We start from the raw sequence: 13,580 nt of genomic DNA on the forward strand, positions 1-13,580 counted from the left end.
GCCTGAATCTGAGAGCGAGGAACAACATGGACCAAGCCAACAGTCCGAAAGTGTCGGCGAGCGACGAGAGGGAGGGGCGCAGGCTGCAATATCTCCCCTGGGAACGCATTGCGGCAGATCTCGATCATCGCGCCCACCTCGCCCGCAAGGCGGAGCTCAGGCGGTCATGCGGCGCGGAACTGGCCGAGACCTCCTACATCGCCGAAAATGCTGCGATCTTTACCGAGAGCCTGAGGATGGGCGAGCGGTCTTGGATTGCGGGGCATGCGCTTGTCCGGGGCGACGTCATCCTCGGCGACGATTGCTCTATCAATCCCTATGCCTGCGTTTCCGGCAAGGTGTCGTGTGGCAATGGCGTGCGGATTGCTTCACATGCATCGATCGTCGGCTTCAATCATGGATTCGACGATCCCGATCGGCCGATCCATCGCCAGGGCGTCGTCAGCATCGGCATCGTCATCGGCAACGATGTCTGGATCGGCGCCAATTGCGTGATCCTCGATGGCGTCACGATCGGCAACGGCGCCGTCGTCGCCGGCGGGGCGGTCGTCACGCAAGATATTCCTGCGCTTGCGATTGCCGGCGGCGTACCGGCAAAAGTGCTGCGGAGCCGGGGCGCACCGGCCAAGAAATCCGGCATAGGAGAGATCGAAGATCAGTTGGTCAGACTTGGGCAGAAGGCGAGAGAGCAATGGCCTGATATCCTTGCGCACTGGAAGACACCCGAGGCCTATGAATCGCTGGAAGCGGACGGCGTGAGGCGGCCGGCGATCCGGCATCTCTGCGATGCAATCGAGATCGCCGCCGGCTTCGATCAGCTGCCGCCCGGGCTCGATGCGGCGCAAACCGTCGAGCGTCTCCAGGGCCTTCAGGATCGGGAGACGGGCCTCTTTCCGGAAGCGCATTCGCGTGCACAGGAATGGGCGTTGAAAGAAGATCCGAAGGCGCTCTACAATGTGCTCTCGATCGGCTATGCGCTCGAGCTGCTCGGCTCCGGGCCACAGCACCCGATCCAGGCGGTTCAGATCGATGCTCAGGAGCTGGAGCAATGGCTGAGCGCCCTGCCCTGGTCGAGCCGGGCATGGCATGCCGGTAGCGTCGTGGATGCTATCGGAACCGCGATGTATTTCAACGCCAGGTATTTCGGCATCAAAGGGCCGTGGCAGGCGCTCTTCGAATGGCTGAGCCGCAATGCCAACGGCGTCTCTGGCCTCTGGGGCGAGCCGACGGCGCTGGAGGGATGGCTCCAGCCGGTGAACGGTTTTTATCGCCTGACGCGCGGCACCTATGCCCAGTTCGGCATGCCGCTTCCGCATCCGCTTGCCGCGATCGAGACCGTTCATCTGAATTATCGCAACCACAAAGGCTTCGTTGCCGAGAAATACAATGCCTGCAACCTGCTCGACACGATCCATCCGCTGCTGCTGATCGGGCGGCAGACCGATTACCGCCGGACCGATGGCGAGGCGATCGCCCGCGGTCTGATATCCAGGGCACTCGACAGATGGTGGGATGGCGGGGGTTTCCCATTCGCCGACGGCTGCGAACCGAGCCTGCAGGGAACGGAAATGTGGCTTTCGGTCATTCACCTGGCGGCCGATTTCCTCGGTTTGGCGGATCAGTTCGCCTTCGTTCCGAAGGGCGTTCATCGAACGGCTACCCCAGGCCTCGGCCTCTGATCAACCGTGCAGCGATGCCGTCAGCCAGGCGGCGGCGAGATCGCGCGCATTGCTGCGCTTGGCTTTGATCGGCACGATGACATTGTAGCGGCCTTCGGCGGCAAGCTCGGTTTCCGAGGCCGGCACCAGGGTTCCGTCCTCCAGGAAAGTGCCGATCAGCATGCGCCAGCCAAGGGCGATCCCCTGCCCCGCGCGCGCCGCCGCGATGCTTTCGGTGTAGTGGTTGAAGCGAAGCGCCGGCTTGATCTCGATATTACCGCCGGTCAGCGACACCCATTGCGCCCAGCCATACCACGAGCGATCGAGCACATCTGTCTCGATGAATTCGTCGGCGGGGCCAAGCGGGCCATGTCCCCTGCGCCGGAGGTGGTCGGGAGAGCAGACGGGGCAGACGACGTCGCCGCGCGAGGCAATGACGGTTCCATCGCTGAAGGGAGGCACGCCGTATCGGATCGCCACGTCGATCTCCCCGTCATCAAGACTGATCGGGTTATCCTGAGATATCACCCGCACCAGAATGCCCGGATTGGCCCGGCGGAATTCGGCAAGCCGCGGCAGCAGCCAGAAAGAGGAGAAGGCGACGGTCGCGCCGATCGTCACCACATCCTGGCTGCGCGACTGGATCGCTTCCACGCTCTCGGCGATATCGGCGAAACTCTTCGCCAGTGTCGCGCCGAGGCTGACGCAGGCCGGCGTCGGTTCGATCGCCCTGTGCTTGCGCAGGAACAGCGTCTGGCCGAGCTCCTCCTCTAGCGATGCAATCTGCCTGCTGACGGCCGCCTGAGTGACGCCGAGCTCCGTAGCTGCCAGCGTGAAACTTTTCCTGCGCAGCACCGCTTCCAGCGTCACCAGCGCCGTCAGCGACGGGAGCCGTCTTCGAAACTGCATCTCGAAATCCTATTCACATGAGAAAATATTATGTGAGCGTGATTTTTTATGCCGTTGAAAGCCCCGCGCTGCAACAGCAATCTAGGGAAACTCTCACATAAGGGGTTCTCATGCTAAACAGGCTTCCTTCTTCCATTTCGGCACTTCTCGACTCCCGCGCGGACGGCCATTCGCTGCCGGCCGGGCTCTACATCCGCGAAGACGTGTTCGAAGCGGATATCGATGTCTTCTTCCACAAGCACTGGATCTGTGTCGGCCTCGACTGCGATGTTCCGGAGCCCGGCGACGCCATCGTCGTCGACATCGGTAAGACGAGCCTGATCCTGCTGCGCGACGACGACGGCGAAATCCGCGTGCTGCACAATGTCTGCCGCCATCGCGGCTCCCGTCTTCTCAATCCGGGCAAGACGATCGTCTCGAAGCTCGTCTGTCCCTATCACACCTGGACCTATGAACTGACGGGCGAGCTCAGCTATGCCCCCCATATGGGCAAGGATTTCGACAAGGACTGTCACAGTCTGAAGCCGGTTACCTTCAAATCGATCGGCGGCCTGATCTATGTCTGCCTGTCCGACAATCCGCCCGAGGACATTGCCGGCCTCGAGCAGGCGATGGTCGAGCGTCTCGCGCCCTACGACATCCGTAACGCCAAGATCGCCCACCAGACCGACGTCATCGAGGACGGCAACTGGAAGCTGACGATGGAGAACAATCGCGAGTGCTATCATTGCTCCGCCAACCATCCAGAGCTCTGCGTCTCCTTCGTCGATCTCGATTTCGGCTTCGATCCCGAAGCGCTGAGCCCCGAGGACCGGGAACAGGCCGAGGAGCATTTCCGGCTTTACGAGGAACGCACCCAGGCATGGGAAGCCGATGGCTTCCCATCCGCCGCCATCGAGCAGCTCGCCGACTGCGCCACCAACTTCCGCACGCAGCGGCTGATCATCGCTGGCGCCGGCGAATCCCAGACGCATGACGCCACCGCCGCCTCTTCCAAGCTGCTCGGGCAGATGACCCGCAAGGATCTCGGCGACATCCATCTCTGGGGCCATAACAGCTGGAATCATTTCATGGGCGACCATGCCGTCGTGGCAATCGTCATCCCGCTGTCGGCCGGCAAGACGCTGGTCCGCACCAAGTGGCTGGTCCACAAGGACGCCGTCGAAGGGGTCGATTACGACCTCGACAAGCTGACGGATGTCTGGTTCGCAACGACGGATCAGGACGCCGACCTCGTCGCTCGCTCCCATGCCGGCGCTCTCGATCCTGCTTATCAGCCAGGTCCCTATTCCCGCTTCTCCGAGACGAACCTCGACAAGTTCGCCACCTGGTACATCGACCGGATGCGCGCTCATGGATACTAGGAACCCGCAAGCGCCGCTCGCAAAGGCAACCCGTCACGACGTCTGGAATCCGGAGGAAGACGACACACTCGTCTGCCTCGACGTGCAGCAGGAGACCCATGACGTCAAGACCTTCACCTTCGCCTCTCCTGACGGCAAGCGTTTCGCCTTCAAGGCCGGCCAGTATTTCCTGTTCGACCTCGAGCACAACGGCGAGCCTGAGAGCCGGTGCTACAGCATCTCCTCTTCGCCGCACCGCACGAACGCCTTCTCGGTGACGGTGAAGCGCGTTCCCGGCGGCAAGATCTCCAACTGGCTTCACGACACGCTGGTGCCGGGGGCGTCGGTCAAGGCGAACGGCCCGCTCGGCCATTTCGTCCGGTCCGAGGCATCGAAGCCGAAGCTTCTGCTGCTCTCCGGCGGCTCCGGCATTACGCCCGTCATGTCCATTCTTCGTGAACTCGCCGACAGCTGCGCGCCGGCCGACGTCGTCTTCATGCATGCGGCGCGCACGCCGCTCGATCTGATCTTCCGCGACGAACTCGCCTGCATCGCCCGCAGGCGGAAGGGGCTGCGGCTGCATTTCCTGCCGGAAACGGTTGCAGGCGAGCCCTCCTGGTCCGGGCTCACCGGCCGCATTTCGGCGGATTATGTCAGGCTGGCGGTTCCCGATATCGCCGAACGAACCGTGATGTGCTGTGGCCCCGCGCCGTTCATGGCGGCAGCGCGGGGCATTGCCGCCGAACTCTGCGTTCCCGCCGCGCACTATCTCGAAGAAAGCTTCGACGCCGCCGTCATCGACGCGCCTGAAATCCCCGCGATCCAGGAAGCATCCGCCAAGGTCTTCCAGGTCACCTTCCCGAAGCAGGCCCGCAGCATCGAGGTCACAGGCGATGAGAGCGTGCTCTCCTGCGCGAAGAAGGCGGGCGTCAGGATCCCTTACTCCTGCGCCAATGGCGTCTGCGGCACCTGCAAGTCGAAGCTCACCTCAGGCGCGGTCGACATGAACCACAATGGCGGTATCCGCCAGAGGGAGATCGATGCCGGCTTCTTCCTGCCCTGCTGCTCGAAGCCGCTCAGCGATCTCGTCATCGAACGCTGAGCGACACCGCGTCAGTCTTCGATACGGGAACTGCCGGGATATACTGACGCTTCAGTGTGCTCTCAAGGCCGCCGCACGATGCTGCGAGGGCGTCTGCCCGAATGTGCGCTTGAACGTCCGCGTGAACTGCGAGGCGTTTTCGAAGCCGACGTCGAGCGCGATCTCGATGAGCGGCGCCTTCGACTGGGCGAGGATCGATTTTGCCCGTTCCATGCGTACCCGATTGTAGGCCTTGGCGGGCGACATTCCCGTCTTTTCAATGAAGATCCGCTCCAGCTGCCGCCGCGAGAGCCCGACCATGGCGGCAAGCTTCTCGATCGGCATGCTGCCGTCGACGAACTGCTCCATGGTAATCATCGCCGCCTTGACGCGGGCGTCGTCATAGTCATCATAGAGGGGACGCCGCGGCTGAATATCCGATGGCGTTCGAGCCTTCTCGATCTGAAGCACCTCAAGCGCGTTCCTTTCGGCGTCGCGGCTGATGTACTTTCTCACCAGCAATGCCGCCATGTCGGCAGCGCTGCTGCCGCCGGCGCAGGACCCGCGCTGCCGGTCGAGATTGAAGAGCCGGTCGGAGCGGACGGCAAGCTCCGGAAAGCGCTCCCGAAACTCCTTGTAATGCAGCCAGCTGACGCAGGATTCGTGCCGTTTCATCAGGCCCGCCGCCGCCAGGATGAACGAACCGGTGCACACGCCGATCAGCGGCACCTTCCTCGCATCCGCCTGCCGCAGGAAGGTGATTGTCTGCTGGTCGACGGGATTTTCGACCGTCAGCAGGCCGCCGACGACCACGATATAATCGAACCTTGACGGGTCGACAAAATCCGAGGTCGGCGCCACCTGGACGCCGCAGCTGGAAGTGATCAGATGCCGCGTGCTGCCTATCACCTGCCAGTCGGCAAGCACCCTTCCGGAACGATCCTGTTCGTCGCTGGCAAGCCTGAGCGTATCCACGAATAAGGCGAAGGCCGACAGCGTGAAGGAACGCGACAGAACGAACCCCACTTTGAGTCGCGCTGCCTGCTTTGCGCCATCGTCAGCCACCCGATGCTGCTCAGCTCGCATGTTCATCTCCTGCCATGTGGAGCCAGCCGACGGCCGGCATCAGGAAAGCGCCGGAGGGAAACTGCAAGTCCAAACTATTCATGACTTCCTTCCAATTCCCCAAGTGAGCGGCGCTCTGCCATATTCGGTCAGTCACCATGGTCAATAGCACGATGGCGATTGCTGCATGATTGAGGTCGCGATATCGACCGTCCTGATCGCGCCGCAGAACATTCCTTCGAGCCGGCCTGAACCCGCAATGCCCACGACGACGGCCACGCCGGACGCCGTCGTTAGGCTCAGCTTGATCCGCCATGATGGTCGGAAGCGCAAAGGGAGGACGGATCTTGAACAAGATCGCTGCCGTCTCGCAGAAAGCCTTCCACGAAGTTTTCATTGTTATTACTCCTAGCTTTCGTCCCTTCTCCATCGAAATCTGCAGGCGGTGCTCTTCATTTTCCGCGACCAGGGATCATCCCTCGCGGCCCGCACGCAATTCCTGAAAGCGGATGACCGAGTTGATGCCCAGCCAAGCGATCGGCTCGGGAGGCAATCTCGTCGGTTCCGGCTGGTTCTTGAATTTGTCGAGCTCCGGGCCGGCCACTCCTGTCGCAAGATCCGCCGCCATGATCCCGGCAAGCGTGCTCTTGACGGTGCCGAGACCGTTCTCGCAGCAGGCGGAGAAAAGTCCTTCCTCGACCTCGCCGAACGCCGGAACATGGTTTCGGCTGAGGCAGAGCGCACCCGCCCAGCTGTATTCCATCGGCAGGCGCTCCAGCCCGGGGAAACGGGCATCGAACGACCTGCGCTGTTCGGCGGCGATGCCGGCGACCCGTTTCTCCGACACTTTGAGACTCGGGTCGTAGGTGAACCTCGTCCGGACGACGATCCTGGAAAGCCCGTCTTTGGTGATCTTGCGCACCGTTGCGCCCATGGGGTCGGCCGGCAGCAGCGCCCAACGATCGACGCCGGTGACATCGCCGCCGAATTCATTCTGGGAAAAGGCCGATGTCATCGACGCATAGGTGAAGACGTGCATCAGCCGCCCCCGGAAGTGGCCGAAGCTCTGAATATGGCCGTTTACCCCCAGAATGACCTTGGGTGCAGAAACGGAACCGCAGGCCGTCTTTGCCTTCCAGGTCCGGCCTTTACGGGAAAGCTCCAGGACCGGCGAGTGCTCGTGGATGATCACCTTGGAGGAGATCCCGCGCGCCAGGCCGCGAATATAGTCGGCCGGCTGGATCATCACCGCACCCGGCGTATAGAGCCCACCGCGATAATAGTGCGAACCGGTCATCTCCCGCATCTGAGCGGCATCGAGAACACGATGTTCCTCGCCGATCTTTTCCAGCGACTTCCGGTAATTGTCGTTCAGCCCCATCCCCCGCTCGGAGGCCGCGGCATTCACCTTGCCCGCCGGATCGAAGGTCTCGCGCGACAGGCCGTATTCGGCTGCGACATCGGCCGCGAAGGAGATCGCCAGACGGTTCTGACGGATCTCGTCCTTCGTCGCCGCTTCGTCGGCCACCGAATACTCGCCCGACGACAGGTTGTGCGGCACGTCGATCATGAAGCCGGAATTCCGCCCGGCCGGCCCCTTGGCAAGCTCACGCGCATCCAGGACGACAATCTTGTCCCCAGGGCGCGATTGCGAGAGACGGCGCGCTGCCGACAGGCCGGCAAACCCGCCGCCGATGATCAGCCAGTCGGCCGTAATGTCGTGCTCAAGCGCCGCTACGGGAAAGGTGCGTTCGCTGGTCGCCTCCCATCCCGAAACGCCGGTGTCTGTCGGCAGGTACTTGATCACATGGCGGCTCATCGGATCGTCTCGTCGACCGACCGGTCGGATATGTCGATCCAGATGGTCTTGAGTTCGCAATAGTTGTCGTGAGCGAAGACCGACTTGTCGCGGCCGCCGAAGCCGGACTCCTTGTAGCCGCCGAACGGCGTGGTGGCGTCGCCTTCGCCGAAGCAGTTGACGGTGATCAGGCCGGCGCGGATGTCGCGGGTCAGCCGGATCGCATTGCGCAGGCTGCCCGTATAGACGGATGCCGTCAGGCCGTAATTGGTGTCGTTGGCCAAAGCGGTTGCCTCGGCGAGCGTGTTGAATGTCGTGACCGACAGGATCGGCCCGAAGATCTCTTCCTGGAAAAGGCGGCTCGCCGGCGTCACGTCCTCGACAAGCGTCGGCTCGATGAAGATGCCATTATAGGTTTCGCCGCCCTGGGTGACCGACAGCTTCTCCGTCTTGGCATCGTCGAGAAAGGATTTGACCTTCTCGTAGTGCGACTTGCTGACGAGCGCGCCGATACGGTTTTCAGGATCGAGCGGATCGCCTGTCTTCCATTCGCGCATATAGGCGCCGATGCGCTTCATCAGTTCGTCCTTGACCCTGGCATGGACGATGAGGCGCGAGGTGGCCGAGCAATTCTCGCCCATGTTCCAGAAGGCGCCGTTGACGACCTGCTCGGCGACGAGATCGAGGTCCTCGGCATCGTCGAGAACGACGGCAGGGTTCTTGCCGCCGCATTCGAGCACGACCTTCTTGAGGTTCGAATCCGCCGCATAGCGCAGGAAGCGGCGGCCGGTCGGCGTCGAGCCGGTGAAGGCCACCATATCGACATCCATATGCAGGCCGATCGGCTCGCCGACTTCGCGGCCGGAACCGGTGACGACGTTGAAGACACCGGCCGGAATGCCGGCTTCGAGGGCGAGTTCGGCGACGCGCAGCGTCGTGAGCGTCGTTTCCTGCGCCGGCTTGACGATAACCGAGCAGCCGGCGGCAAGCGCCGGGCCGATCTTCCAGGCGAGCATTAGCAGCGGGAAATTCCACGGCAGCACGCAGCCGACGACGCCGATCGGCTCACGCACGATCATCGTCAGCGCGTTGGCGCCGACAGGAGCGGTGTTGTCGTAGAGCTTGTCGATCAGTTCCGCATGCCAGCGCAGCGTATGAATGCTGTCGGGAACGTCGACGGTCTGACATTCGCGGACCGGTTTGCCGCTGTCGAGGCTTTCCATGACGGCGAGTTCGTGCCTGTTGCGCTCCAGCAACTTGGCAAGCTTCAGCAGCGCTTCCTTGCGCTCGCCTGGCGAGCGGAGCCGCCAGCGCCCGTCTTCAAAGGCCTCTCTCGCCTTCTCAACGGCGAAATCGACGTCGCTGGAATCGCAGGCTGCGATTTCGGCCAGGACCTCGCCGGTGGCGGGATTGATCGAGGTGAAAGTCTTGCCGGAATTTGCCGGACGGAATGCGCCATCGATGAAGGCATTCGTCGGAAGTTGAAGACCGGCGGCGATCGCCTTGTATTCGGTCGCGGTCAAAGGTTCATGCATGGTTGGCTCCCGACGTGATCTGGCCGATCGTGCGCTTCAACGTGGAAACGACGGTCTCAAGGGTTCTTTTCTCTTCGGAGTTCAGTCCGCGCAGCGGCGCTCTCACGGGGCCGGCTTTGAGGCCGATGATCTCGCATCCGTGCTTGATCGACTGGACGAATTTCCCGCATTCGAGGAAGTCCATCAGCGGCAGCATCGCGCTCATGATCGCCCGGCCCTTGTCAAAATTCTTCTCGACAACGCAGGCCTCATAGAGGGCGACATGCTCGCGCGGCAGGAAGTTGGAGCCGGCGCAGACCCAGCTCTTCGCACCCCAGGCGAAGAATTCGAGCGCCTGGTCGTCCCAGCCGCAGGACAGCGAAATATGCGGAAACTTGCGGGCGAGCCGGTGAAGGTTGCCCATGTCGCCCGAGCTTTCCTTGATGGCGACGACGTTCTTCGACTTGCCGACGCGCGAGAAATACTCCTCGCCCATCACCACACCCATGCGGGCGGGATAGTTGTAGAGCATAATCGGCAGGTTGGCGGCGCGATCGACCGTCAGGGCGTGAACGGCATTCTCTCGCTCGGTCGGCAACGCATAGGGCGGCGACGACACCAGGATCGCATCCGCGCCGATTTCCTTTGCCGCCCTGGCATATTCAACCGAATCCTCGGTGCGCGTGGCGCCGGTCCCGATGATGAGCGGCAGCCGCGTGCCGATGACCTCTTTCGCATAGGCCGCGAGTTCGAAACGCTCCTGACTGCTCTGCGCGTAATATTCGCCCGTCGAGCCGCCGACGATGATGCCGTGGACGCCCGCTTCGATCAGCGACTCGAGCACGGCGGCAAATCCCGCCCGGTCAATCTGACCATTGCGATCGAGCGGCGTTACCGCCGGCGTGTAGATCCCCTCAAATTTCACGGCGACTTCTCCAATATTTGCGTGGCTGGACCGCCCACGAAGGCGTCCGCCTTGAGGCCCTGCGGAGCGATGAACATCTCCATGTTCTCGCGGGACAATTCCCAGTGTTCAAAAACGAGATCGACGACGGCATCCTCGTCGTGAGCGTCGAGCGCTGCGATAAAGCCGTCGTGATGTTCGACGGCCAGTCGAAGCCGCCGCCTCATATCCTCGTTTTTCGGCCGGAAAAACGTGTGGCCGATGCGCGCGTGGTCGATGAGCAGCCGGCCGAGACTCGGCTGCATGTAGACGTTGCCCGACATTTCGCCAAAGATTTCGTGAAAGCGATTGTTCTCCAGCACCATCGCCAGAGCGTCCGCATTCTGGCTGGCGGCGCGGAACCGTTCCTGCGTCTGTTTCAGCTCGGCAAGCTGTGCGGGCTTGAAATTCTGCACGGCGAGACGGCCGACCGCCGCATAGATCATCGGCGCAACGAGGAAGAAATTCCGCAGCGTCGAGTGGTTCATCGGGATGACCCGCGCACCCCTGTTTTCGCGGATATCGATATACCCCTCTCCGGCAAGACGGCGGAATATGTCCCGCACCGGCGTCCGGGAAAGCCCGTACCTTTCGCTCAAACTGGCCTCGTCCAGATCAGTGTCCGGGTCCAGTTCCATGGTCAGAATCTGGCGTTTCAGATCTTCGTAGAGATTGCTCTTGGGTGTCTTCGCCATCGTCGATCTCCGGCCATTCGTTGCTCTACGACGGGGACGATGACACGCCTCCCGGCAGGAGTCAATAATTGTGTACTTTGCGTACACAATCAGTATTCAAAGAAAACACAATTCTCCCGGCGCCACGACGGTTGCGTTGATCGAAGACCGAGCCATCCGCGAATGTGAGTGCTCAGGCCCCGCGGCGCTCGACGCATCGCGCAGTCTTCTCCAAGCTGATTGTCGTAGCAAAGTGTGGGAAAAGCCGGCGTCGCGGCAGATTATCGGAGGTCGGAAGCGCCGCGGACAAACCGGCGGAGCGCTGGGGCAACATGGAACGTCTATCGTCCAATGCCCGGCTTGATCGGGGAGCACCGGCGTCGGCGCTCCCCGGAAAATTCAGGCGGCGAGCACACCGCTCTTCTTGGCAGTCCACGTCGCGATATAGTCCATCAGGCCGGGCGACAGGCAATCATAAGGTTCGAGGCCCGAAGCCTTCAGCTGCGCCCTTACCGCGTCCATCTTGGCGGGATCGAAGCCGCTTTCGATGATCGATGAGACGAAGGCGGCAAAGGTGGGCTTGGCCCAGCCGCTTTCCTGGAAGCGCTCCGGATGGACGAATGACAATCCCTGGAACGGATGTTCGCGCTCGACCGGCCCGTACATATGCACGCCGCATTGCTTGCAGGCGTGCCGTTGGATCAAGGCAGCGGGATCGACGACGGCGAGCTTGTCGCCGTTCTCCAGCACCTCGACGCTCTCGGTCGGGGCGACCGCCACGACCGAAAAGACTGCTCCCTCGGGCTTCCAGCACTTGGTGCAGCCGCAGGCGTGATTGTGGGCGATATCGCCCTTGATCCTGACCTTGACGGGATTACTCGTGCATTTGCATACGAGCGTCCCGCCTGTGAAAGCAGCGTCAGTCGCTCGAAAGCCTGAATCCACTGCCGGATGAATGGCTATGCTGCTCATTGCTTGTCTCCCTTCCTCCCTGGCCGTTTGCGTTATGCCCGGCCGAGCTCGCTAAAATCAGTTCTCCAACCTCTGCGCGTGCCAGCGCAGATGATCGTCCATGAATGTCGAAATGAAAAAGTAGGAGTGTCCGTAGCCTTCCTGCATGCGCAGCCTGAGGGGAATACCCGCCGCCTCGCAGGCCTGCCGGAGTTCATCGGGACGCAGCCCATCCTCCAGGAAGCTGTCCGCCGTCCCCTGGTCGACCAAGAGCTCGGGGAAGCGATGCCCGTCTTCGATCAGCGAGCAGGTGTCATAGGCCCGCCAGGTGTTTTCGTCGGCGCCGAGATATTTCCGCAAGGCCGGTTTCGACCAGCCGGAAACCGAGGGGTGGCTGATCGGCGCGAAGGCCGAGCAGCTGCGGAACCGGTCGGGGTTCTTGAGCGCGATGGTGATCGCGCCATGACCGCCCATCGAATGGCCGAAGATCCCCTGGCGATCCATGTCGACGGGGAATTCCGCGGCAAGCAGGCGCGGCAGCTCGTCGGTGATGTAGCTGTACATGCGATAATTCGCCGAAAACGGCGGCTCGGTGGCATCGACATAAAAGCCGGCGCCCTTGCCGAACTGCCAATTGTCGGGCTCGTCAGGAACGTGATCACCGCGGGGGCTGGTATCCGGGCAGACGACGATCAGCCCGAGCTCGGCGGCAAGCCGCCGATACTCGCCCTTGTCCATGACATTGGCATGCGTGCAGGTCAGGCCGGACAGGTACCACAGAACCGGGCGCTTGCCCTCGGCCGCCTGCGGCGGCACGAACACTGCAAAGGTCATGTCGCAGTCACAGGCCTCGGAGCGGTTGACATAGACGCCCTGAGTGCCGCCGTAAGACTTGTCGATCGAGATGGTTTTCATGGCTTAGTACACGACCACGCCGCGGATGCTTTCACCCTTGTGCATCATCTCGAAGCCGTTGTTGATGTCGTCGAGCGGCATGGTGTGGGTGATCATCGGGTCGATCTGGACCTTGCCTTGCATGTACCAGTCGACGATCTTTGGCACGTCGGTGCGGCCGCGCGCGCCGCCGAAGGCGGTGCCCATCCAGTTGCGGCCGGTGACCAGCTGGAACGGTCGGGTGGAAATCTCCTGGCCGGCGCCGGCAACGCCGATGATGATCGATTTGCCCCAGCCGCGGTGGCTGGCTTCCAGCGCCTGGCGCATCACCTTGGTGTTGCCGGTGCAGTCGAAGGTATAGTCGGCGCCGCCGATCAGGTCGCCATTGCGCTTCGTCATGTTGACGAGATAGGGCACGATGTCGTCGCCGACCTCCTTCGGATTGACGAAATGCGTCATGCCGAACTTCTCGCCCCAAGCCTTGCGGTCGGGGTTGATATCGACGCCGATGATCATGTCGGCGCCGGCAAGCCTCAAGCCCTGCAGCACGTTGAGGCCGATGCCGCCGAGACCGAAGACGATCGCCGTCGATCCGATCTCGACCTTAGCGGTGTTGATCACCGCGCCGATGCCGGTCGTCACGCCGCAGCCGATGTAGCAGATCTTGTCGAAGGGGGCGTCGGGATTGACCTTGGCAAGGGCGATCTCCGGCAGCACGGTGTAATTGGCGAAGGTCGAGCAGCCCATATA

Annotated in this window: 12 protein-coding genes and 1 pseudogene; 3 read left to right on the top strand and 10 right to left on the bottom strand. The window is 62.2% G+C overall.

Annotated features, from left to right (window positions below; all coding sequences use genetic code 11):
- The first annotated feature begins 26 nt into the window (after window positions 1-26).
- Entirely contained in the window at window positions 27-1,679 is a 1,653-nt protein-coding gene (locus PYR71_RS25550; RefSeq protein ID WP_275621365.1) for an acyltransferase, read from the top strand.
- On the opposite strand, the gene PYR71_RS25555 is transcribed toward PYR71_RS25550, so the two are convergent.
- A complete protein-coding gene (locus tag PYR71_RS25555; protein ID WP_275621366.1) occupies window positions 1,680-2,567 on the bottom strand; it encodes a LysR substrate-binding domain-containing protein in 888 nt (295 codons plus the stop codon). It lies immediately after the preceding gene.
- Between the two features lie 110 nt (window positions 2,568-2,677).
- On the opposite strand from PYR71_RS25555, the gene PYR71_RS25560 reads away from it, so the two are divergent.
- Entirely contained in the window at window positions 2,678-3,931 is a 1,254-nt protein-coding gene (locus tag PYR71_RS25560) for an aromatic ring-hydroxylating oxygenase subunit alpha (protein WP_275621367.1), read from the top strand.
- The gene (locus PYR71_RS25565) at window positions 3,921-5,012 is read left to right on the top strand and encodes an FAD-binding oxidoreductase (protein ID WP_275621368.1); all 1,092 of its coding nucleotides are present in this window, start codon (window positions 3,921-3,923) and stop codon (window positions 5,010-5,012) included. The genes PYR71_RS25560 and PYR71_RS25565 overlap by 11 nt, the downstream gene beginning before the upstream one ends.
- Window positions 5,013-5,063: 51 nt before the next feature.
- Here the strand turns inward: PYR71_RS25565 and PYR71_RS25570 are convergent, their stop codons facing one another.
- The 9 genes and pseudogenes from PYR71_RS25570 to PYR71_RS25610 all read right to left on the bottom strand — a co-directional run.
- Window positions 5,064-6,077, bottom strand: a complete 1,014-nt coding sequence (locus PYR71_RS25570) for a GlxA family transcriptional regulator (RefSeq protein ID WP_275621369.1) — start codon at window positions 6,075-6,077, stop codon at window positions 5,064-5,066.
- An 85-nt stretch (window positions 6,078-6,162) separates the two neighbouring features.
- Window positions 6,163-6,420: pseudogene (locus tag PYR71_RS25575) on the bottom strand (proline/glycine betaine ABC transporter permease); the annotation flags it as partial.
- A 108-nt stretch (window positions 6,421-6,528) separates the two neighbouring features.
- Entirely contained in the window at window positions 6,529-7,875 is a 1,347-nt protein-coding gene (locus PYR71_RS25580; protein ID WP_275621370.1) for an NAD(P)/FAD-dependent oxidoreductase, read from the bottom strand.
- Window positions 7,872-9,389, bottom strand: a complete 1,518-nt coding sequence (locus PYR71_RS25585; protein ID WP_275621371.1) for an aldehyde dehydrogenase — start codon at window positions 9,387-9,389, stop codon at window positions 7,872-7,874. The genes PYR71_RS25580 and PYR71_RS25585 overlap by 4 nt, the downstream gene beginning before the upstream one ends.
- The gene (locus PYR71_RS25590) at window positions 9,382-10,293 is read right to left on the bottom strand and encodes a dihydrodipicolinate synthase family protein (RefSeq protein ID WP_183934814.1); all 912 of its coding nucleotides are present in this window, start codon (window positions 10,291-10,293) and stop codon (window positions 9,382-9,384) included. Before PYR71_RS25590 ends, PYR71_RS25585 begins: the two co-directional genes overlap by 8 nt.
- A complete protein-coding gene (locus PYR71_RS25595) occupies window positions 10,290-11,006 on the bottom strand; it encodes a GntR family transcriptional regulator (protein ID WP_275621372.1) in 717 nt (238 codons plus the stop codon). Before PYR71_RS25595 ends, PYR71_RS25590 begins: the two co-directional genes overlap by 4 nt.
- Window positions 11,007-11,384: 378 nt before the next feature.
- Window positions 11,385-11,957, bottom strand: coding sequence for an S-(hydroxymethyl)glutathione synthase (gfa, locus tag PYR71_RS25600; protein ID WP_275621373.1), 573 nt, complete (start codon window positions 11,955-11,957; stop codon window positions 11,385-11,387).
- Between the two features lie 57 nt (window positions 11,958-12,014).
- Complete coding sequence (gene fghA, locus PYR71_RS25605) at window positions 12,015-12,851, bottom strand: S-formylglutathione hydrolase (RefSeq protein ID WP_275621374.1); 837 nt, start codon at window positions 12,849-12,851, stop codon at window positions 12,015-12,017.
- Window positions 12,852-12,854: 3 nt separating this feature from the next.
- Window positions 12,855-13,580: zinc-binding dehydrogenase (locus PYR71_RS25610; protein WP_275621375.1), on the bottom strand; the 726-nt coding region annotated here is incomplete at its 5' end.

Source organism: Rhizobium mulingense, from assembly GCF_029194105.1.
Classification (GTDB): domain Bacteria; phylum Pseudomonadota; class Alphaproteobacteria; order Rhizobiales; family Rhizobiaceae; genus Rhizobium; species Rhizobium mulingense.